Origin of the sequence: Ruegeria denitrificans (assembly GCF_001458295.1) — a bacterium.
GTDB classification, from domain to species: Bacteria; Pseudomonadota; Alphaproteobacteria; order Rhodobacterales; family Rhodobacteraceae; genus Ruegeria; species Ruegeria denitrificans.
The window spans coordinates 104,755-125,168 of the sequence record NZ_CYUD01000009.1 but is presented as its reverse complement, the minus strand read 5'-3'; the positions used below and the strand labels follow the sequence as shown (position 1 = coordinate 125,168).

20 protein-coding genes are annotated in these 20,414 nt (G+C 58.9%); 16 read left to right on the top strand and 4 right to left on the bottom strand.

Translation table 11 applies throughout. The annotated features are described in order from the left end of the window. Positions 1-74: 74 nt before the first annotated feature. The 10 genes from RUE5091_RS14745 to smpB all read left to right on the top strand — a co-directional run bounded on the left by RUE5091_RS14745 (position 75) and on the right by smpB (position 8,207). The gene (locus tag RUE5091_RS14745; protein WP_058282693.1) at positions 75-1,442 is read left to right on the top strand and encodes an MFS transporter; all 1,368 of its coding nucleotides are present in this window, start codon (positions 75-77) and stop codon (positions 1,440-1,442) included. Next, positions 1,439-2,302, top strand: a complete 864-nt coding sequence (gene mepA / locus RUE5091_RS14740; RefSeq protein ID WP_058282692.1) for a penicillin-insensitive murein endopeptidase — start codon at positions 1,439-1,441, stop codon at positions 2,300-2,302. The genes RUE5091_RS14745 and mepA overlap by 4 nt, the downstream gene beginning before the upstream one ends. Beyond that, positions 2,275-3,156: an esterase-like activity of phytase family protein gene (locus tag RUE5091_RS14735; protein ID WP_058282691.1), complete on the top strand. Its 882-nt coding sequence runs from the start codon at positions 2,275-2,277 to the stop codon at positions 3,154-3,156. Before mepA ends, RUE5091_RS14735 begins: the two co-directional genes overlap by 28 nt. A gap of 93 nt (positions 3,157-3,249) precedes the next feature. Further along, the gene (locus tag RUE5091_RS14730; RefSeq protein ID WP_058282690.1) at positions 3,250-3,894 is read left to right on the top strand and encodes a queuosine precursor transporter; all 645 of its coding nucleotides are present in this window, start codon (positions 3,250-3,252) and stop codon (positions 3,892-3,894) included. 262 nt (positions 3,895-4,156) lie between these two features. After that, complete coding sequence (gene arfB, locus RUE5091_RS14725) at positions 4,157-4,576, top strand: alternative ribosome rescue aminoacyl-tRNA hydrolase ArfB (RefSeq protein WP_058282689.1); 420 nt, start codon at positions 4,157-4,159, stop codon at positions 4,574-4,576. 54 nt (positions 4,577-4,630) lie between these two features. Continuing rightward, complete coding sequence (locus RUE5091_RS14720) at positions 4,631-5,377, top strand: SDR family oxidoreductase (protein WP_058282688.1); 747 nt, start codon at positions 4,631-4,633, stop codon at positions 5,375-5,377. A 9-nt stretch (positions 5,378-5,386) separates the two neighbouring features. Further along, the gene (locus RUE5091_RS14715) at positions 5,387-6,403 is read left to right on the top strand and encodes a P1 family peptidase (RefSeq protein WP_058282687.1); all 1,017 of its coding nucleotides are present in this window, start codon (positions 5,387-5,389) and stop codon (positions 6,401-6,403) included. A 112-nt stretch (positions 6,404-6,515) separates the two neighbouring features. Continuing rightward, positions 6,516-6,929: a c-type cytochrome gene (locus RUE5091_RS14710; protein WP_058282686.1), complete on the top strand. Its 414-nt coding sequence runs from the start codon at positions 6,516-6,518 to the stop codon at positions 6,927-6,929. 205 nt (positions 6,930-7,134) lie between these two features. Continuing rightward, positions 7,135-7,677, top strand: a complete 543-nt coding sequence (idi, locus tag RUE5091_RS14705; protein WP_058282685.1) for an isopentenyl-diphosphate Delta-isomerase — start codon at positions 7,135-7,137, stop codon at positions 7,675-7,677. Between the two features lie 47 nt (positions 7,678-7,724). Beyond that, positions 7,725-8,207, top strand: coding sequence for an SsrA-binding protein SmpB (gene smpB, locus RUE5091_RS14700; RefSeq protein ID WP_058282684.1), 483 nt, complete (start codon positions 7,725-7,727; stop codon positions 8,205-8,207). A gap of 13 nt (positions 8,208-8,220) precedes the next feature. Here the strand turns inward: smpB and glpK are convergent, their stop codons facing one another. From glpK to panB, 3 genes are all read right to left on the bottom strand, one after another. Next, complete coding sequence (gene glpK, locus RUE5091_RS14695) at positions 8,221-9,699, bottom strand: glycerol kinase GlpK (protein WP_058282683.1); 1,479 nt, start codon at positions 9,697-9,699, stop codon at positions 8,221-8,223. Positions 9,700-9,766: 67 nt separating this feature from the next. Continuing rightward, positions 9,767-10,609: a pantoate--beta-alanine ligase gene (gene panC / locus RUE5091_RS14690; RefSeq protein ID WP_058282682.1), complete on the bottom strand. Its 843-nt coding sequence runs from the start codon at positions 10,607-10,609 to the stop codon at positions 9,767-9,769. Further along, positions 10,606-11,445 (bottom strand): 3-methyl-2-oxobutanoate hydroxymethyltransferase, encoded by an 840-nt coding sequence (panB, locus tag RUE5091_RS14685; protein ID WP_058282803.1) that lies wholly within the window; start codon positions 11,443-11,445, stop codon positions 10,606-10,608. Before panB ends, panC begins: the two co-directional genes overlap by 4 nt. Positions 11,446-11,615: 170 nt before the next feature. Between panB and RUE5091_RS14680 the strand changes: the two genes are divergently transcribed. Genes RUE5091_RS14680 through RUE5091_RS14655 form a run of 6 tightly spaced genes read left to right on the top strand, consistent with a single transcriptional unit; the run spans position 11,616 to position 19,103 of the window. Then, positions 11,616-13,103, top strand: a complete 1,488-nt coding sequence (locus tag RUE5091_RS14680; RefSeq protein WP_058282681.1) for an ABC transporter substrate-binding protein — start codon at positions 11,616-11,618, stop codon at positions 13,101-13,103. A gap of 54 nt (positions 13,104-13,157) precedes the next feature. Further along, entirely contained in the window at positions 13,158-14,225 is a 1,068-nt protein-coding gene (locus RUE5091_RS14675) for a ligand-gated ion channel (protein ID WP_058282680.1), read from the top strand. A gap of 40 nt (positions 14,226-14,265) precedes the next feature. Further along, a complete protein-coding gene (locus tag RUE5091_RS14670; RefSeq protein ID WP_058282679.1) occupies positions 14,266-15,213 on the top strand; it encodes an ABC transporter permease in 948 nt (315 codons plus the stop codon). Then, positions 15,210-16,025 carry an ABC transporter permease gene (locus RUE5091_RS14665; RefSeq protein ID WP_058282678.1) on the top strand — a complete coding sequence of 272 codons (816 nt, stop codon included), beginning with the start codon at positions 15,210-15,212 and terminating at the stop codon, positions 16,023-16,025. Before RUE5091_RS14670 ends, RUE5091_RS14665 begins: the two co-directional genes overlap by 4 nt. Further along, positions 16,022-17,620, top strand: a complete 1,599-nt coding sequence (locus RUE5091_RS14660) for an ABC transporter ATP-binding protein (RefSeq protein ID WP_058282677.1) — start codon at positions 16,022-16,024, stop codon at positions 17,618-17,620. The genes RUE5091_RS14665 and RUE5091_RS14660 overlap by 4 nt, the downstream gene beginning before the upstream one ends. 31 nt (positions 17,621-17,651) lie before the next feature. After that, positions 17,652-19,103, top strand: a complete 1,452-nt coding sequence (locus tag RUE5091_RS14655) for an aldehyde dehydrogenase family protein (protein WP_058282676.1) — start codon at positions 17,652-17,654, stop codon at positions 19,101-19,103. A gap of 3 nt (positions 19,104-19,106) precedes the next feature. On the opposite strand, the gene pncB is transcribed toward RUE5091_RS14655, so the two are convergent. Then, on the bottom strand, positions 19,107-20,399 hold the full coding sequence (gene pncB / locus RUE5091_RS14650) for a nicotinate phosphoribosyltransferase (RefSeq protein ID WP_058282675.1): 1,293 nt from the start codon (positions 20,397-20,399) through the stop codon (positions 19,107-19,109). Positions 20,400-20,414 lie beyond the last annotated feature (15 nt).

Below are 20,414 nucleotides of genomic sequence, written 5' to 3'. Positions count from 1 at the left end.
GCCCGCGGCAACACAATGCTTGCGAATTGGGTCAAAGGCCCGTCTTATAAAAGCAATAATAAACAGGGGCAGTTATGGCAGAGATTTCCAAGCGCAGGCGCATCTGGGGCTGGTGGTTTTTCGACTGGGCCAGTCAGCCGTATCACACTCTTTTGGTCACGTTTGTCTTTGGCCCCTACTTCGCCGGGGTCGCGGCGGGGTATTTTTCGGGCACTGGGTTGGATTCCGAGGCCGCAGCCGCGCGGGCACAGACGGTCTGGGCCAATTGCCTGACCATCACCGGGCTGATCATTGCCTTTGGCGCGCCGTTGCTGGGTGCGATGGCGGATGTATCGGGGCGGCGCATTCCGTGGATATTTGCCTTCTCGGTCATGTACGCGGTGGGATCTGCCGCACTGTGGTTCACGTTGCCGGATGGCTCGAATATGTGGTTGATGCTGTCGGCCTTTGGGCTGGGCTTTGTGGGCGCGGAGTATGCGCTGATCTTCATCAATTCTCAGCTGCCTGATCTGGGCGATGACAACGAGGTCGGAGAGATCTCGGGTTCGGGCTTTGCGTTTGGCTATTTCGGCGGGTTGATTTCATTGGCGATCATGCTGTTGCTGTTCGTCGAACAGCCTAACGGCAAGACATTGATCGGGGTGGACCCGATGTTCGGGCTGGATGCGGCGAGCCAGGAGGGCACGCGGTTCGTGGGTCCCTTTACCGCCGGTTGGTTCATTCTATTTATGGTGCCCTATTTCCTGTGGGTCCGTGATGATCCGGACAGCAACAAGACCGGCAGTCTGGTTGAAGCGCTGCGCCTGTTGGGCAAGTCAATCTCGGACCTGCGCCACCGGGGCAGTCTGGCCAGCTATCTGGGCTCGTCCATGTTCTACCGCGATGCGCTGAACGGGCTTTACAGCTTCGGAGGCGTCTATGCGCGGCTGGTATTGGAGTGGGGGCTGATCAAGATCGGAGTGTTCGGGATTGTCAGCGTTCTGGCCTCGGCCATCTTTGCGTGGATCGGTGGCAAGATGGACAAGAAATACGGGCCTAAACCAGTTATTCTGGTGGCGATTTGGGTGCTGATCTTTGTTTGCATCACCGTGGTGTCGATGGATCGGACGCAGGTTTACGGCATCACCTTGCCCGAAGGATCGGGTCTGCCGGATATTGTATTCTTCGGCTGTGGTGTTCTGATTGGCGGTATGGGGGGCATCCTGCAATCGGCCAGCCGATCCATGATGGTGCGCCATACCGACCCCAAAGCGCCGGTCGAAAGCTTTGGCCTTTACGGTCTGTCCGGTCGCGCGACATCTTTTGCCGCGCCGCTGTTGATCGGGATTGCCACAACTGTCACGGGCAGCGCGCGTCTGGGGGTGTCACCGGTCATTCTGTTGTTTATTCTGGGTCTGTTCCTAATGCGCTGGGTTAAACCGGAAGGGGATCAGAGCAGATGATTTTACTACGTTTTTTGGCAATAATCGCCGCGATGACATTGGCAGGTACGGTGGGGGCGCAGCCCCTGGCCAAGCAATTGTTCGGAGCGCAAAAGCAAAGTTCACAACAAAGACCGGCCGCGTTCGGCAGTTATTCGCGCGGATGTGCCGCCGGATCGGTGCAACTGCCCGAAACCGGGCCGACCTGGCAGGCCATGCGCCTGTCGCGCAACCGGAATTGGGGGCACCCGCAGGCTGTTGATTACGTGCAGGACCTCAGCAAGTTTGCGGCCCGGCAACCGGGGTGGAATGGTCTCTATGTCGGGGATATCAGCCAGCCGCGCGGCGGGCCGATGACATCCGGTCACCGCAGCCACCAGCTGGGTTTGGACATCGATATCTGGATGCTGCCCGGCGACAATATGCGCCTGTCTCGCAAAGCGCGCGAGAATATCTCGTCTATTTCCCTGCGCCGCGCCAACGGGGCTTATGTGAATGGCAACTGGACGAAACAGCACCACGCCGTGCTGCGTGAGGCGGCAAAGGATAAGCGCGTAGCGCGGATTTTTGTCTTTCCCGGGGCCAAAGTTCAGATGTGCAATGATGAAAAGGGTAACCGGGCCTACCTGCGCAAGATCAGACCATGGTGGGGGCATCATTATCATTTCCACGTGCGTCTGAAGTGCCCCAAGGGCTCGCGCGGGTGTGTCAATCAGGACGCGCCGCCCAAAGGTGATGGCTGTGCCGAGGCACAGCAATGGGTGCGCAACATCCTCAACCCGCCGCCACCTGACCCGAACGCGCCTGCGCCGAAGAAACGCCGCGAGTATGTTCTGACCGATTTGCCCCAGCAATGCGCCGCAGTCTTGCAATCCAACTGATTGCTACTTTGCTGGCGGGTGCGGTTTGGGCGGTCGAGGTCAAGACGGCCACATATCTCAACAGCTTCGTCTGGCGCCACCCGGACGATTGGTTTGGTGGGTTTTCGGCCCTGCATATCTCGGACAACGGTCGGCATATGCTTGCGCTTAGTGACCGGTCGGTTCTTGTCCGCGCGACCATCGCACGGGACGGAGACGACATTACAGGGGTCCGGATCACCGGGAACTGGCCGGTTCTGTCCAGCACGGGCCGACCCCTTTCCGGTGAAGCAGGGGATTCCGAAGGCATCGCGGTCGCACCGGACGGTAGCCAATACATCTCATTTGAATCAGTGCATCGCGTTGCCCGGTACGCGGCCCCCGACGCCGAAGCGCGGGTGCTGCCGCGCCCCAAGGCATTTGATAATCTGAAGCAGAATGGTTCGTTCGAAGCCTTGGCAATCGACAATCAGGGGTGGTTGTATACCCTTCCTGAAAGAAGCCGGACCGAGGCGGGCGACATCCCCGTTTATCGCTGGGACGGTCAAAGCTGGTCGACCCCTTTTGTGTTGCCACAGCGGGGTAAATTTTTGCCTGTATCTGCCGATTTCGGACCGGATGGCCGGTTCTATTTATTGGAACGAGCCCTGTCCCTGACAGGGTTCCGCACCCGCCTGCGGCGGTGGCAGATCACGGGGGATACAATCGGGGCTGAAGAAACCCTGTTCACGAGCGGTACTGGCACGCATGACAACCTCGAAGGGTTGTCGGTCTGGCGCGATGATCAGTTGCGGCTGCGCGCCACGATGATCTCGGACGACAACTTTCTGGTCCTTCAGCGCACCGAACTGGTAGAGTATCTTCTGCCGGATTGACTCGAGCCGTCCAAGGATCTAAACGCACGGCTTGCCTTGGGACGGTCCCTTGGCCAAGTCGCCGCTACCTTGTCAAAACGGGCATCTGAAAACATGCAACGCGCTTATATACCCGGCATTATTGCCATGGCCGCCATTGTTGTGGCCTCGAACATTCTGGTTCAGTTCCTAATTTTTGACGGGCTGCTGACCTGGGGTGCCTTTACATATCCGCTGGCCTTTCTGGTCACCGACATCATGAACCGCGTCTATGGCGTGGCCACGGCCCGCAAGGTGGTGTTTGCTGGGTTTGTCACCGGTATCATCTGTTCGCTGATCGGCAGCCAGATCATGCTGCAAGGTGACGGGTTCACCTATGCCGCCGTGCCGCTGCGGATTGCTGTTGCCTCGGGGACGGCGTTTCTGATTGCACAGCTGACCGATGTCACCGTGTTCAATTCGCTTCGCGGTGGTCGCTGGTGGCGCGCGCCGCTGGTGTCTACCCTGGTTGGCTCGGCGTTGGACACCGCGTTGTTTTTTACCATCGCATTCTCAGCTTCGGTCACGGTCTTCGGTGCCAATGCTGATGCGGCGATCAACTGGGCGTGGGAGCCTGTGCCCTTCATGCTGACTGGCCCGATGGTGCCCCTGTGGGTGACGCTGGCCTTTGCCGACTGGTTGGTGAAACTGTCGCTGGCGATGATCGCGCTAATCCCGTTCAAGGTGATCGTTGCGCGGTTGACCGCTCAGCCTGCGTAAAAAAGTGCTTTGAGAATGGCGCATCTTGTGTCAGGCTCAGAGTTAACCGCAACAGATAGAAAAGGAGGTGATCCAGTGTCGAGAAAGAGATTGGAGAGAGGTGTCGGAACAACCGGGGGGATCGTCCGTTAGGGCAGCCCTTGGCGGAGCGCTCGCTCCGGCTGGTCGATTGATCTAACCGACCCGACCTCCTGTACTTTCGAAGGGCCGTCCCGCCGGGGCGGCCCTTTTTGTTTCTGCGCGCGGCAGGTATGGTCCAACCATGTTGCACATCACTGATGATATCACTCTGCAAGACTGGGAAATGACCGAGAGCTTTGTCCGCTCGTCCGGTCCCGGTGGTCAGAACGTGAATAAGGTTTCAACAGCGGTCGAGCTGCGGTTCGAAGCTGCGCGTTCGCCGTCTTTGCCTGATCCAGTCAAGTCGCGTTTGAAACGGCTGGCTGGGCGACGCTGGACCAAAGAGGGCGCGATTATCATTCAATGTGACGAGACCCGCAGCCAAGCCCGCAACCGCGAGATTGCCCGCGCTCGCCTGGCCGAACTGATCACCCGCGCGCTGGTCAAACCCAAGCGGCGCATTGCCACTAAACCCACCTATGGCTCGGTCAAACGACGGCTGGCGGCGAAAAAGGCGCGATCAGATGTGAAGACGTTGCGCGGCAAGGTCGCGGAAGATTGATCTGGTAGTTTCGCCGTACCTTGCTAGTTTGATACGGTAAGGGAGAGCAAGATCATGAGGTTAGAGGGAAAAACCGCGATTGTAACCGGTGGCGCGTCCGGCTTTGGTGCCGGGATCGCGCAGAAATTCCTGTCCGAAGGTGCGCGCGTCATGATTGCTGATATCAATGGCGACGCGGCCGAGGTTCAGGCAAATCAGCTTGGGCCGAATGCGATTGCTCAGATGGTTGACGTGGCGGATGCGGCCTCGGTGCAGGCGATGGCGGAAATGGCGATGGATCGGTTCGGGCAACTGGATATTCTGGTGAACAATGCCGGTGTCACGCACCTGCCGACGCCGCTGGAGGATGTCACCGAAGAGGAATTTGACCGCGTCTTCAACGTGAACATGAAATCCGTCTATCTGACCGCACGGGCGCTGGTGCCAGCGATGAAGGCGCGTGGGGCGGGGGCGATCCTGAACGTGGCCTCGACCGCGGGCCTGTCGCCGCGTCCGAACCTGAACTGGTACAACGCCTCCAAGGGCTGGATGATCACGGCCACCAAGACGATGGCGGTGGAGCTTGCGCCCTCGGGTGTGCGGGTGAACGCGCTGTGCCCGGTGGCCGGGGAAACACCGCTGCTGAAATCCTTCATGGGGGAAGACACACCAGAGATGCGCGCCAAGTTCCTGTCGACCATCCCGTTGGGCCGGTTCTCGACACCCGATGATATGGCTAATGCCGCCTGTTTCCTGTGTTCGGACGAAGCCAGCATGATCACCGGTGCCGCACTGGAGGTCGACGGTGGCCGTTGTATCTGAGGTGGCCCCATGATCCCCGGACCCCGCAATCTGATCACAGATGTTCCCGGTCTGTTGGTCGGAAATGCACAGGACGCTGCGTTGAAATCCGGAACCACTGTTCTGACGGCTGATCAGGCCTTTACTGCCTCGGTTCACGTGATGGGCGGTGCACCCGGCACACGGGAAACCGATCTGCTAGCACCTGACAAATCCGTGGCACAGGTGGACGCAATCGCCTTATCCGGTGGGTCGGCCTTTGGGCTGGATGCATGCTCCGGCGTCTCGGATGCGTTGCGGGTTAAGAGCAGGGGGTATCCGGTGGGCGACACAGTGGTACCCATCGTGCCAGGTGCAATCCTGTTTGATCTGCTGAATGGCGGTGACAAGAATTGGGCTGAAAATCCCTATCGCGCGCTGGGGCGGGCAGCCTTTGACAATGCGGGTGCGGGTTTTGCATTGGGCACAGCGGGGGCCGGAACCGGCGCTTTGGCAGCGCGGCACAAGGGGGGGCTGGGGTCTGCCTCATTGGTTCTGGACAATGGGGTGACCGTTGGCGCCCTGGTTGCGGCCAATCCGCTGGGCAGTGTGACAACACCCGGCGACCGTCATTTCTGGGCCGCGCCATTTGAAATTGATGATGAATTTGGCGGATTAGGGTCAGATACAAACGCAGGGCTGGGCTTGCCTGTACCCAGCCGTAAGGTGCAGGCAATGCGGCTTGCCGAGCCGGATAAGGGCAACACAACCATCGCTATTGTGGCCACGGATGCTGTCTTGTCGAAACCGCAGTGTCAGCGACTGGCGGTGGCGGCGCATGATGGAATCGCCCGCGCAATCCTGCCGGCACACACACCCGGCGATGGCGATCTGGTCTTTGCGGTCAGCACAGGCACGCGTACCATCGACGCGGAAGCAGAGTTGGGGCTGATCGGACACGCGGCTTCGGTCTGTCTGGCACGGGCCATCGCGCGCGCCATCTATTTGGCAACACCGGCAGGGGGTGATCTATTACCCTGTTGGTCCGCGCCACATGACATAAGTTAAGGACGGCCTTTATGCCGCAGGGCACAGTACCCTCGCGCGGCAATCCGCGTGTTGACTCTTTTTCGCACCGACGGTCCATTCGGTGTAGCCAATTCGTATCGGAGCAAAAGCTATGAATCGTATCCTCGCTACCGCAATAGTCGGCCTTTTGGCCCTTCCTGCTTATGCGGAAGGTGACGCCGAGGCTGGTAAGAAAGCCTTCAATAAATGCAAATCCTGCCATCAGATCGCCGACCCGGAAGGTGAAGTCATCGTCAAGGGCGGTAAGACTGGCCCGAATCTGTACGGTATCGCAGGCCGCACTGCAGGCACCGTTGAAGGGTTCAAATACGGTGACAGCATCGTTGAGGCTGGTGAAAACGGTCTGGTCTGGGATGAAACGACCTTTGTCGAATACGCGCAGGACCCCAAAGCGTTTTTGAAAGATTACCTGGGCGAGACATCAGCCAAGTCGAAAATGACCTTCAAGCTGAAGAAGGGCGGCGAAGACGTTTATGCTTATATCGCCAGCGTCTCGGGCGAATAACGTCTAAAACCAGACAGTTCGTATGATTGCAAAAGGCCGCAGCCCCTGCGGCCTTTCGTGCGATTGATAACTAGTTGGATCAAGGCCACCTTGGGGATACGCGGTTCATCATGCCCCCGCATGAACTCGCAGAGCCAAGCCGGTCCGGCGGCAGCCAATTCCATACATCCCGCCGCCCTGGCGGATCGGCAGCAGGAGACGACAGATGGGAATCATGATCCCGGCCTGGGTTGACGGTGAATTGACCCCTGTGGACAAGCTTGAGGCGCACGAAAAGGGCCTGCGGCACAAGGCTGTGTCTGTCTTTGTCGTGCGCGGCACCGAGATCCTGATGCAGCGTCGGGCTTTGGGCAAATACCACACGCCGGGCCTGTGGGCGAATACCTGCTGTACCCATCCCGATTGGGGTGAGACGCCCTCGGAATGCGCTGTGCGCCGCTTGCGCGAAGAGTTGGGGATCACTGGCTTGTATCCCGAATACCGTCACCGGCTGGAATATCACGCCGATGTCGGCAACAAAATGATCGAACATGAAGTGGTCGACATCTTTCTGGCCCACGTCCGAGGCCCGCTAAAAATCGAGCCTAATCCAGACGAAGTGATGGATATCCGCTGGATCGACTATCACGATCTGCTGGCCGAAGTGCAGCGCCATCCGCAGCGGTTTACGCCGTGGCTGAAGATCTATCTGCACAATCACGCCGACACGATTTTTGGCCCTGATCTGATCATCTCGGCCACGTCCTGACCACAACGGCTTGCAAGGGCCGCCCAAGCCGCCTAAATCAACGCGTCATGGCCAAGCAAAAGCAGAAAACAGACCCGAATTACAAAGTCATCGCCGAAAACCGGCGTGCGCGCTTCGATTACGCGATCGAGGACGATATCGAGTGTGGCATCGTGTTGGAAGGGTCCGAGGTCAAATCCCTGCGAGTGGGCGGGTCGAACATCGCCGAAAGCTATGCCTCGGTCGAGGATGGCGAGTTGTGGCTGATCAACAGCTATATCGCGCCTTATGAGCAAGCCAAGGTCTTCAAGCACGAGGAACGCCGCCGCCGTAAACTTCTAGTGTCCCGCAAAGAGCTGTCGAATCTGTGGAATGCGACCCAGCGCAAGGGCATGACGCTGGTGCCGCTGGTTTTGTATTTCAACCACAAGGGCCGGGCGAAGCTGAAGATCGGCATCGCCAAAGGTAAAAAGCTGCATGACAAGCGTGAGACACAGGCCAAGCGAGACTGGTCACGTCAGAAACAGCGGCTGATGAAGGATCACAGCTGACCCTCCACCAGGTTCAGAACGCCATGGCTGCGGAAACGGCGCGTTTCCAGCGATCATAGGCGGCGTCGCGTTCCTCGGCGGACAATTCTGGTTCAAACCTGCGATCCAGTGCCCAGGTTTCGGAAAAACCCTGTTGATCCGGATAAACCCCTGCCCGCATTCCGGCCAGCCAGGCCGCACCCAATGCGGTTGTTTCCTGCATCACCGGGCGGTCGACCTCGGCCCCCAGATAGTCCGACAGTCCCTGCATGGCCCAGTTTGAGGCGCTAGCACCTCCATCCACGCGCAGGGTGACATCGGTATCCGCGCCCCAGTCGCCTTGCATGGCATGCCACAGGTCGCGGGTTTGATAGGCGATGCTTTCGAGTGTTGCCTTGGCGAATTCCGCGCGGCCGGAATTGCGGGTCAGACCAAACACCGCGCCCCGGCAATTAGGTTTCCAGTAGGGCGCGCCGAGGCCGGTAAAGGCGGGCACCAACACTACATGCTGGTTCGGGTCGGCTTTTTGCGCCAGCTCGCCGCTTTCTGGTGCCGACTCGATAATCTGCAGCGCATCGCGCAGCCATTGCACGGCGGCCCCGGCGACGAAGATCGACCCTTCCAGCGCATAGGTGCGCTTGCCGTCCAGTTGATAGGCGATGGTGGTCAGCAGCCGGTTCTTCGATTCAACCGGCTTGTCCCCGGTGTTCAGCAAGGCAAAGCAGCCCGTGCCATAGGTCGATTTCATCATGCCGGGCTGGAAACAGGCCTGCCCGATCGTGGCGGCTTGCTGATCGCCCGCCACGCCCAATATCGGGATATTTCCCCCCAATAGGGTCGTTTCTCCGAAATCCGAGGCGCAGTTATGTACCTTAGGCAGCATGCTCATCGGAACGTCCAGCAGATCGCAAATCTCGGCGCTCCATTCGCCCTTGTGGATGTCGAACAACAAGGTGCGCGCGGCATTGGTCGCGTCGGTGGCGTGGCTGCGCCCTTCGGTCAGACGCCAGATCAGAAAACAGTCGATGGTGCCGAACATCAGCTCTCCGGCCTCGGCGCGGTCGCGCGCGCCTGGCACGGTGTCCAGCAGCCATTTGACCTTGGTGCCCGAGAAATAGGGGTCCAGCAACAGCCCGGTCTGGGCGGTGACGTCATCCTCGCACCCTGCCCGTTTGTAACGGGCGCAAATCTCAGCGGTGCGGCGGTCCTGCCAGACGATGGCATTGTGGATCGGTTGACCTGTGGCGCGATCCCAGACCACGGTGGTTTCGCGCTGGTTGGTGATGCCGATGCCCGCGATCTGGTCGGCGGTGACGCCGGTGGTTTCCATCACCTCGCGGCAGACGCGTAGAACGCTCTCCCAGATTTCCTCGGCGTCGTGTTCGACCCAGCCTTCCTGCGGGAAATGCTGCGTGAATTCATGCTGCGCGGTGCCTGCGCGCTGCATTTCCGCGTCGAACAATATGGCCCGCGATGATGTGGTGCCCTGATCAATGGCAAGAATATAGGTCACGCCTGCGCCCCCTCCGGTCTGGTTTTGCCGGACTTTAGCGCAAACAATGACAATCGTGCCAGTGCGTTCAGACAGGAATATTGTCGATCAGCCGTACACCATCCGCCCAGGCCGCCGCAAACAGCCGGGCGGGCCGTGTGGCATGGGTCAGCGGGTCCAGCGTGTCGGCGCAGCGCAGTTGGATGTATTCGACCTGCGTAAAGCCTGCGGCCAGCAGATCAGACTCGGCCCGTGCGGCCACGGTTTCAAACGGGGCCCCCGCTTTCAGCGACTGGACCACACCCTGCATGATCCGGTGCTTGTTGGCCGCAATGTTCAACCCCTCGGGCGAGAGGAGGAGATTGCGCGACGACATTGCGAGACCTGAGGGTTCGCGTACCGTGGGGCAGCCGACCACCTCGATGGGGATGTCCAGATCGCGGGCCATACGGCGGACGATCATCAGTTGTTGATAGTCTTTTTCGCCGAAATAGGCTCGATCTGCCTGCGTTTGCAGGAACAGTTTCGCGACCACAGTGGCGACGCCATCAAAATGGCCGGGTCGGAATTCACCCTCCATCACATCGGTCAAACCGGCGACTGATACGGTGGTGGCAAAGCCCTGCGGATAAATCTCTTCGGGGTCGGGGACATAGATCGCATCGACACCGTAGGGTGCCAGTTTCTGTGCATCTTCGTTTTCGGTCCGCGGGTATTTGGCCAGATCGTCGGGGTTGTTGAACTGTTTGGGGTTCACAAAAACCGTAACGATCACCCTTTCGGTACCGGCCTTGGCGGCCTCAGCCAGCGACAGGTGCCCTTGATGCAGCGCACCCATGGTGGGGACGACACCGATCGTTTCGCCGTTGTCATGCCATTTGGTCGTCAGCGCGCGCAAATCAGTCAGGCGGCGCAGAATGGGTGCGGTCATGCCTTGGGTCCTTTGGACGGGGCCTGATCGGCAAAGACATGTTCATCCGCTGGAAAGGTGCGGGCGCGCACATCGGCGGCATATTCCGCGATGGCGGCCTCGGCTTGCGGACCCAGCTCAGCATAGCGTTTGACAAATTTCGGTTTGAAAGCGGTGAAAAAGCCCACCATGTCGTCCACGACCAAAATCTGCCCATCGCATCCGGCCGAGGCGCCAATGCCGATGGTCGGGATTGCAACCTCGGCGGTGATCTGATCAGCCAGGCCTTGCGGCACCTTCTCAAGCACAACGGAAAATGCACCAGCCTCGGCCACCGCATGGGCATCGGCCAGCACGGCCTTCGCCTGTTCGTCGCGACCCTGCACCTTATAGCCGCCCAGCGTGTTGATCGACTGTGGCGTCAGACCGATATGCGCCATCACCGGGATGCCGCGTTTGACCAGGAAACGGATGGTCTCGGCCATTTCCACGCCGCCTTCCAGCTTGACCGCGCCTGCGCCGGTTTCGGCCATCAGGCGGGCAGCGTTCTTGAAGGCGTGGGTCGGATCGTGTTCGTAACTGGCAAAGGGCATGTCGATGACCATCATCGCACTGTTCAGGCCACGTGCGACGGCCTGACCGTGCAGGATCATCATTTCCATCGTCACCCCAAGCGTCGATTCCAGCCCATGAAGCACCATGCCGACGCTGTCACCGACCAGAACAAAGTCGCAATGATCATCCATCAGCCGTGCCATTGGCGTGGTATAAGCGGTCAGACTGACCAAGGGTGTGCTGCCTTTTCGGGTGCGGATGTCCTCGGCGTTCGGGGCTGTTTTGCGGGCGGTGGCGCTCATGATCGCTCCTGCGGGGTTCATGTTGCAGTGCGGCATAGCAGATCAAACCGGGCCATAGAAACCCCGGTTGCGCGAACATTTCCTTGAATGACCTTAGGTTTAAAGGGACATTACCTACAGAACGGCCCGAAAAAACGCAGGGTCACGCATTCCAGCGGGGAGAGTTTTTCATGACAAAGCAGATGTTTCGAACCTTCGTGTCCGGGTTGGCCGTGGGTGCCAGCCTGTTTGCCACGCAGGCTTTGGCCAAATCTGACATTACGATTGCAATGCAGTTGGAGCCACCGCATCTGGACCCGACCAGCGCTGCGGCACAGGCCATCGATTCGGTGGTGTATACCAATATTTTCGAAGGTCTGACCCGCTTTATGGGTGATGGATCGGTGGTGCCAGGTCTGGCCGAAAGCTGGGAGATTTCCGAGGACGGCACCGTCTATACCTTCAAGCTGCGCGAGGGAGTGACCTTTCATGACGCAACTGTCATGGATGCCGAGGACGTCAAATTCAGCCTTGATCGCGCCATGGCCGAAGACAGCGCCAATGCACAAAAGGCGCTGTTTGCCGGGATCGAAAGCGTTGAGGTTGTGGACCCGTTGACCGTCAAGGTCACCTTGTCCGAGCCGAACGGTAATTTCCTGTTCAACATGGCCTGGGGTGATGCGGTGATTGTCGCCCCGGAAAGCATCGACAACATCAAGACCAACCCGGTGGGAACCGGCGCTTTTACCTTTGGCGACTGGGTTCAGGGTGACAGCATCACCCTGAACCGGTACCCGAGCTATTGGGGCGATCAACCCGCGTTAGAGACTGCTACGTTCAAATTCATCTCGGATCCCACGGCCGCCTTTGCTGCTATGATGGCCGAGGATGTCGATGTGTTCGACAATTTCCCCGCGCCAGAAAACCTGCCGCAGTTTGAGGCCGATCCGCGCTTTCAGGTGCTTGTGGGCTCGACCGAGGGGGAAACCATCCTGTCGACCAACAACAAAAAACCCCCGTTCGATGATATCCGCGTGCGACAGGCATTGGCCCATGCCATCGACCGGCAGGCGGTGATTGACGGGGCGATGTTCGGCTACGGCACGCCCATCGGCACCCATTTCGCACCCCATAACCCGGCCTATGTCGATCTGACCGGAAACTCGGCCCATGACCCGGAAGAGGCCGCCAAGCTGCTGGCGGATGCAGGGTATGAAGAGGGGTTTGAGACCACCCTGCATCTGCCGCCGCCCTCTTACGCCCGGCGCGGGGGTGAGATCATTGCCGCTCAACTGGCCGACGTTGGCATCAAGGCCGAGATCATCAATGTCGAATGGGCGCAATGGCTGGAATCGGTGTTCAAGGGCAAGGATTACGGCCTGACCATCATCAGTCATACCGAGCCGATGGATATCGGCATCTATGCCCGCCCCGATTACTATTTCCAGTATGATAGCCTGGATGCCCAGACGTTGATGGAAACGTTGAACGCAACCACCGACCCGGATGAGCGTAAAAAGCTGCTGGGCGATATGCAGCGCCTGATCGCCACGGACTATGTCAACGGCTACCTGTTCCAACTGGCCAAGCTGGGAGTTGCTAAAGTGGGTGTTCAGGGTCTGTGGGAGAACGCGCCGACCGCTGCCATCGACCTGACCCAGATCAGCTGGGCAGAATAGCCTGGTTCGGGGCTGTAACCGGCCCCGGGCTTTCCGTTTCCGAGTGAGTCGACAATGAATCTTGTCCGTTTTTTGTGTTTTGTTGCAGTGACTGCCTGCCTTTTCGCGCTGGGCGGTAAGGCGCAGGCGCAAAACGTACTGGATGGCGGGCTTGGAGCACTGGTGGGTACACCGGAGAACCCATTGGAGGTGGGGATCGGCATCCGTATAGATCAGGTCACCAGCGTGGACCAAAAGGCCGAAAACTATGGCGCTGTCGTTGTTCTGCGCGTTGAGTGGACTGACCCGGCCCTGGCCTTTGACCGCGAGGTTGTCGGGCGCGAGATTCAGGTCTTTAACCCCAGCGCGCTGGCCGAACATGCCTCGGATATCGGGGCGGTTGTTCCGGCCTTTGTCGTCCACAACCAGCAATCCAATAAATGGATACACGAGGCCGCGGCCTCGCTGCGCCATGACGGGCATGTGGTTTATGTCGAGAAGTCCTCGCTGACATTGCAGGCCCCGCATTTCGATTTCCGCAAATACCCGTTCGACACGCAGGAGTTCTTCTTCGAGGTCGTCTCGATCTTTCCTTCCGAATACGTGTCCTACTATCCGCTGGAAGAGTATTCCGGCCTGGGCGATCTGCTGGGGGAGGAAGAGTGGGTTCTGGACAACCCAAAGGTCCTGCATTCGACTGTCATTGGCTTGTCGGGCCGGGACAGCGATCAGGTTGCGCTGGCGTTTCAGGGGCACCGGCACCTGACATATTACGTAATCCGGGTGTTCCTGCCGATGCTGGTTCTGATTTCGGTGGGTTGGGCGCTGTTTTTCCTCGACGAATACCGCCGCCGGATCGAGATTGCCGGGGGCAACCTGCTGGTTTTCGTGGCCTTTAACTGGGCGATTTCTGCCGATCTGCCCAAGCTGGGCTATCTGACCTTTTTGGATTTTATCCTGCAATGCATGTTCCTGATGACCGGGGCCTTGATCGTGTTCAACGTCGCTTTGCGCAAACTGAAAGTGTCGGGGCATGAGGACGGGGCCAGAAAACTGGACAATTACGCAATCAAGTGGATTTACCCGCTGGGCTATGCGGCCATCGTCGGTTACGCGATTTTTGCCTATCTGTTGGTGCCTTAGGTGCTGGACCCGCGCGATATGTGATCCTAACGTGGCTTCAATGCTGCGCTATGCCCTCAAACGCCTGATATCGCTGTTTATCAGCCTCGTGGTCGCCTCGGTGGTCATCTTCGCGGTGATTGAGGTGGCGCCGGGCGATCCGGCCTCGTTCATGCTGGGAGTGAACGCGCAAGAGGACACTTTGGCCGCGCTGCGCGCCGAGCTGGGGTTGGACGGGTCCAAGATCCAACGCTATTTCAATTGGGTTAGCGGTATGCTGGTGGGGGATTTTGGGACCTCTTACACCTATCGCACGCCGGTGTCGCAGATGATTGCAGATCGGATGTGGGTGTCCCTGCCCTTGGCGCTTTATGCGTTAACCTTGTCGACCCTGATTGCCTTTCCTGCCGGGATTTACGCGGCCGCCCGCCGGGGAAAGCCGGGGGATCTGACGGTGATGGGGGCGACGCAGCTGGGTATTGCGGTGCCGAATTTCTGGTTCGCGATGATGCTGGTGTTGATCTTCGCCATCAAACTGCGCTGGTTCAGTGCTGGCGGGTTCGCGGGGTGGGACAAAGGTGTCTGGACCGGCCTGCATTCGCTGACTTTGCCCGCCATTGCGTTGGCCCTGCCGCAGGCGGCAATTCTGGCACGGGTCATGCGGTCTTCGTTGCTGGATATACTGGGCGAAGATTTCATGCGTACTGCTCGTGCCAAGGGGTTGTCACGCCGTCAAGCACTGTGGCGGCACGGTGTGCGCAACGCGCTGATCCCGGTTCTGACCATCATCGGGTTGCAGTTCTCGTTTCTGTTGGCCGGTTCGATCATCATCGAACAGGTTTTCTATCTGCCCGGCCTCGGGCGGTTGGTGTTTCAGGCGATCTCGGCCCGCGATCTGATCGTGGTGGAATCGGTGGTCATGCTGCTTGTCTTTGCTGTCATCACCGTGAATTTTCTGGTCGACCTCGCCTATGCCGGCGTCGACCCAAGGCTGAGAGGCCGGTCATGAGCCGCAACCTGATCCTTGGCGCGGTGTTGTCGTCGCTGGTGCTGCTGGCGGCGCTGATGTCCTTTGTTTGGACGCCCTATGACTATGCGGCGCTGGATATTCCCAACAAGCTGCAACCGCCCAATGCACAGCACTGGTTTGGCACAGATCATTTTGGGCGCGACATGTTCTCGATGATCATGGTCGGTGCGCGCACATCTATTGCCGTGGCGCTGGTGGCGGTGGGGATCGGTATGGCGCTGGGTGTGCCACTAGGCCTGACAGCAGCGGCCCGCAAGGGATCGTGGCTGGACGAGGTGATCATGCGCGGCAACGATCTGGTCTTTGCCTTTCCTTCATTAGTCATCGCCATCCTGATCACCGCTGTTTTCGGGGCGGGGGCCATCAATGCCATCATCGCCATCGGCATTTTCAACATCCCCGTTTTCGCCCGCATCACCCGTGGCGCGGCTCTGTCCCTGTGGGAGCGCGAGTTCATTCTGGCGGCGCGTGTCTCGGGCAAGGGCGCGGCGCGGATATCTGCGGAACACATACTGCCCAACGTGGCGAACCTGCTGATCGTGCAAGGTACTATCCAGTTTTCCCTGGGTATCCTGGCCGAGGCGGGCCTGTCCTATGTCGGTCTGGGCGCGCAGCCCCCAACACCCAGTTGGGGACGAATGCTGGCCGACGCGCAGACGATGGTTAGTTTTGCCCCGCATTTGGCTCTGATTCCGGGGCTGGCGATCATTGTCACGGTGCTGGGGTTGAACCTGCTGGGCGACGGTCTGCGCGATTGGCTTGATCCCAGAATACGGGTGGCGCGCGCGTGAGCTTGCTACAGATTGATAACTTGTCTCTGACCATCCACGAGACCGAGATTCTGAAACGGATCAGGTTGCGCATCGATGCCGGTCAGATCGTAGCCGTGACCGGTGAAAGCGGATCGGGGAAGTCGATGACCGCGCTGGCCGTGATGCGGTTGCTGCCAAACGGGGCGAAGGCTGATGGCGCGATCCTGCTGGATGGGCGGAACCTGTTGCCCCTGATGGAAAGCGACATGTGCGCCCTGCGCGGGGCTGAGATCGGGATGGTGTTTCAAGAACCCATGACCGCGCTGAACCCGGTCAAAACCATCGGCGATCAGGTGATTGAGACCATTCTGATCCATAAGGCTATGCCCCGCGCCAAGGCGTGGGCCCGCGCACAAGAGGTTCTGACCCGTGTTGGCCTGCCTCCTGACCGTTTCCCGCTGTCGCGCTATCCGCATGAACTGTCCGGCGGTCAACGGCAGCGCGTCGTGATTGCCATGGCCATCGCCCTGCGCCCCAAACTGCTGATCGCGGATGAGCCGACAACCGCGCTGGATGTGACGACGCAGGCGCAGATCCTTGAATTGCTCAAAGGTCTGGCGCGTGAATACGGCATGGGTCTGCTGATGATCACACACGATCTGGCGGTGGTGGCAGATATGGCCGATCAGATCGTTGTGATGCGTCAAGGTGAGGTGGTGGAACGCGGCGCGACCACTGATTTGCTGAACAATATGCAGCATCCTTATACGCGGATGCTCTTTCAGGCTTCGGGTCATCAGGTATCGCTACCTGATCCTCCAGAGCCTCAGCCGTTGCTCGAGGTGAAAAATGTTATCCGAGACTATCGCCTGCCCCGAAAGAGCCTGTTCGGCAGATCCGGGCACAACCGCGCAGTCGATGAGGTCAGCTTTACCCTCAATCGGGGTGAGCGGTTGGGGCTGGTCGGAGAATCAGGATGTGGAAAATCGACCCTAACCAAGGCTATTCTGGGTCTGGAAGAAACGCAAAGCGGGGATATACGACTGGACAGCCAGCCTGTCTTTTCCGGTCATAAGCCAAACCCAGCTGTGCGCCGAAAGATGCAGGTGGTGTTTCAAGACCCCTATGGCAGTTTCAATCCTCGTCACCGCGTCGCCCGCCTGATCACCGAACCATTTCACCTGCTGGATACCCCGCCCAGCGGGCCCGAGCGGCAGGACCGCATTGCCGAAATGCTGACCGCTGTGGGCCTCAGACCTGATGATGCAGGCAAGTTTATTCATGAATTCTCGGGCGGGCAGCGGCAGAGGATAGCTATCGCCCGCGCGCTGATCATCCGCCCCGAACTAATCCTGTTTGATGAGGCCGTCTCGGCCCTGGATGTATCGGTCCGGGCGCAGATTTTGGACCTGCTGGCCGAGCTATGCACCACCTATAACCTGACGTATCTTTTCATCAGCCACGATCTGAGTGTCGTGCGTACAATCACGGACAGAGTGATGGTGATGCAGGCGGGTAAGATCGTAGAACAGGGTGAAACCGAACAGGTGTTCTCTGACCCGCAGCACCCGTACACCCGAACCCTGATAGATGCCGCACCGGTTTTGCCGGATATCGGTACAAGTGTTGCATGAACCAATATTAGAGCCACAACTGGAGGCGAATATGTCAAATCCACTCTGGTTTAATCCCAGCCTTTGCCTGATCGGTGGCGAGTGGATTGCCGCCGTGTCAAATGCAAATATACCGATAATCAATCCGTCGGATGGGTCCGAGATTTGCCGGATCGTCCGCGCAGATGCCACGGATATTGACCTCGCAGTACAGGCCGCCCAAACGGCGTTAGACGGTGATTGGGGACGTAAAACAGCGTTAGAGCGTGGCCGCATCCTGACCCGGCTTGGGCAACTGGTGTTGGAACGCGTGGAGGATCTTGCGCAGCTTGAGGCGATGGATGTGGGCAAGCCGCTGACGCAAGCGCGTGCGGATGCCGTGGCGCTTGCTCGGTATTGTGAGTTCTACGGCGGTGCGGCAGATAAGGTGATGGGGGAGACGATCCCTTATCTGGACGGCTACACCGTCTATACCCTGCGTGAACCGCACGGGGTCACCGGGCACATTGTGCCGTGGAACTATCCGATGCAAATTATCGGCCGATCCGTCGGGGCAGCTTTGGCGATGGGCAATGCCTGTGTGCTGAAACCGGCGGAAGAGGCGTGTTTGACAGCGCTGGCCTTTGCCCATCTGGCCCAACAGGCCGGTTTGCCCGCCGGGGCGCTGAACGTTGTGCCGGGATTAGGGGTCGAGGCCGGGGCGGCTCTGTCGGCGCATCCGGGGGTGCAGCATATCTCGTTCACTGGGTCAGTAGCTACCGGCGCGCAGGTGCAACAAGCGGCAGGGCGCAACGTTGTGCCTGTTACGCTGGAACTGGGGGGCAAATCGCCCCAACTGGTGTTCGACGATGCCGACCTGGACGCCGCGTTACCATTTTTGGTGAATGCGGGTGTCCAAAATGCCGGGCAGACTTGTTCGGCCTCATCCCGCATTCTGGTGCAGCGTGGGGTTTATGAACAGGTCAAGGCCTGCATGGCAGCCGCATATGCTGACCTGACAGTTGGTCCGGCGTCCGAAGATTTAAGGGTCGGTCCCCTGATCTCGGCCCGTCAGAAAGAGATCGTCGAGCGGTTTCTGGCCAAAGGCGCGGATCTTGAAATCGCAGGGCAGGGGCGCATCATTGATCACGCGCCCAGCGAGGGGGCCTATGTGCAGCCAACCCTTTTTGCGGACGTCCCACCAGATCATGTTCTGGCACGGGATGAGATTTTTGGCCCCGTACAGGTTCTGATCCCCTTCGAGACCGAGGATGAGGCCGTCCAAATTGCCAATGCCACCGAATACGGGTTGGTTGCCAGTATCTGGACCCGGGACGGGGCGCGGCAGATGCGATTGGCCAAGCGGCTGCGTTCGGGTCAGGTATTCATCAATAACTATGGCGCGGGTGGTGGAGTGGAACTGCCCTTTGGTGGTGTCGGCAAATCCGGTCATGGCCGCGAAAAGGGGTTCGAAGCGTTGTATGGGTTCTCACAAGTGAAGACCGTGGCAGCTTACCATGGTTAGGGTCTAAACGATTACTTCGATCGACGGCTGCGCGCCGACGCCAAAGACGCGTTTATAGCGCTCGATCTCATCTTTCGGACCCATCGCTTTTTCAGGGTTGTCCGACAGTTTCACGGTTGGGCGGCCGTTGGCTGAAACAGCCTTGCAGACCAGCGAGAACGGCGCCAGCGTGTCATTTGGGACAAGCCCACGGAAATCATTGGTCAGCAAAGTGCCCCAACCAAATGAGACCTTGGTGCGATGGGCGAACTGACTGTGCAGCTCTCGGATCTTGTCCACGTCCAGCCCGTCAGAAAAAATCACCCGTTTTTCCATTGGGTCCTCGCCGCGCGATTTCCACCAGTTGATAGCGATTTCGGCACCTGTAGCCGGATCGCCACTGTCGACACGGATGCCGGTCCAACCCGCGAGCCAATCGGGCGCATTATCCAGAAAGCCCTGCGTACCATAGGTGTCGGGCAGGATGATGCGCAGATTGCCGTCATGTTCCTCGTGCCAGTCGCTGAGGACTTCATAAGGGGCCTGCGCCAGTTCGGTGTCAGACTCGGCCAGCGCGGAATAGACCATGGGTAGTTCGTGGGCGTTGGTGCCAATCGCCTCGACCTCGCGTCGCATGGCGATCAGGCAGTTCGAGGTGCCGGTAAACGCAGGTCCCAGTCCTTCGATCATTGCCTGCGCGCACCAGTCCTGCCACAGGAAGGAGTGCCGCCGACGAGTGCCAAAATCGGCAATGCCCAGACCGTCGATGCTGCGCAGTTGTTCGATCTTTTCCCACACGCGGGTCATGGCGCGGGCATAAAGCACCTGTAACTCGAAACGACGCATATTGTTCAGGACCGCACGGGACCGCAGCTCCATCAACACCGCAAGCGCCGGTATTTCCCACAGCATGACCTCGTGCCACTTGCCCTCGAAGGTCAGTTCATACTGATCGCCCTTGCGCTCCAGATGATAGGTCGGCAGGCGCATGTTTTCGAACCATTCCATGAAATCCGAGCGGAACATCTGCCGTTTTCCATAGAAGGTATTGCCGCGCAGCCATGTGCTTTCACCCCTGCTGAGGCTCAGCGAACGGATGTGATCCAGCTGTTCGCGCAACTCGCCTTCGTCGATGAGATTCGCCAAAGGTATGTGATTCGACCGGTTGATCAGTGAAAAAACCACATCCGTTTGGGGCTTATTTCGAAACACTGACTGGCACATCAGCAGTTTGTAGAAGTCTGTGTCGATTAAAGACCGTACAATCGGGTCAATTTTCCATTTATGATTGTACACGCGTGTCGCAATATCGACCATGGCAGAACTCCTGCG

Excerpts from the sequence above, each read along its gene's own strand:
- RUE5091_RS14745 (WP_058282693.1), top strand. The coding sequence starts at position 75 with ATGGCAGAGATTTCCAAGCGCAGGCGCATCTGGGGCTGGTGGTTTTTC.
- mepA (WP_058282692.1), top strand. The coding sequence starts at position 1,439 with ATGATTTTACTACGTTTTTTGGCAATAATCGCCGCGATGACATTGGCA.
- RUE5091_RS14735 (WP_058282691.1), top strand. The coding sequence starts at position 2,275 with ATGCGCCGCAGTCTTGCAATCCAACTGATTGCTACTTTGCTGGCGGGT.
- RUE5091_RS14730 (WP_058282690.1), top strand. The coding sequence starts at position 3,250 with ATGCAACGCGCTTATATACCCGGCATTATTGCCATGGCCGCCATTGTT.
- arfB (WP_058282689.1), top strand. The coding sequence starts at position 4,157 with ATGTTGCACATCACTGATGATATCACTCTGCAAGACTGGGAAATGACC.
- RUE5091_RS14720 (WP_058282688.1), top strand. The coding sequence starts at position 4,631 with ATGAGGTTAGAGGGAAAAACCGCGATTGTAACCGGTGGCGCGTCCGGC.
- RUE5091_RS14715 (WP_058282687.1), top strand. The coding sequence starts at position 5,387 with ATGATCCCCGGACCCCGCAATCTGATCACAGATGTTCCCGGTCTGTTG.
- RUE5091_RS14710 (WP_058282686.1), top strand. The coding sequence starts at position 6,516 with ATGAATCGTATCCTCGCTACCGCAATAGTCGGCCTTTTGGCCCTTCCT.
- idi (WP_058282685.1), top strand. The coding sequence starts at position 7,135 with ATGGGAATCATGATCCCGGCCTGGGTTGACGGTGAATTGACCCCTGTG.
- smpB (WP_058282684.1), top strand. The coding sequence starts at position 7,725 with ATGGCCAAGCAAAAGCAGAAAACAGACCCGAATTACAAAGTCATCGCC.
- panC (WP_058282682.1), bottom strand. The coding sequence starts at position 10,609 with ATGACCGCACCCATTCTGCGCCGCCTGACTGATTTGCGCGCGCTGACG.
- panB (WP_058282803.1), bottom strand. The coding sequence starts at position 11,445 with ATGAGCGCCACCGCCCGCAAAACAGCCCCGAACGCCGAGGACATCCGC.
- RUE5091_RS14680 (WP_058282681.1), top strand. The coding sequence starts at position 11,616 with ATGACAAAGCAGATGTTTCGAACCTTCGTGTCCGGGTTGGCCGTGGGT.
- RUE5091_RS14675 (WP_058282680.1), top strand. The coding sequence starts at position 13,158 with ATGAATCTTGTCCGTTTTTTGTGTTTTGTTGCAGTGACTGCCTGCCTT.
- RUE5091_RS14670 (WP_058282679.1), top strand. The coding sequence starts at position 14,266 with ATGCTGCGCTATGCCCTCAAACGCCTGATATCGCTGTTTATCAGCCTC.
- RUE5091_RS14665 (WP_058282678.1), top strand. The coding sequence starts at position 15,210 with ATGAGCCGCAACCTGATCCTTGGCGCGGTGTTGTCGTCGCTGGTGCTG.
- RUE5091_RS14655 (WP_058282676.1), top strand. The coding sequence starts at position 17,652 with ATGTCAAATCCACTCTGGTTTAATCCCAGCCTTTGCCTGATCGGTGGC.
- pncB (WP_058282675.1), bottom strand. The coding sequence starts at position 20,399 with ATGGTCGATATTGCGACACGCGTGTACAATCATAAATGGAAAATTGAC.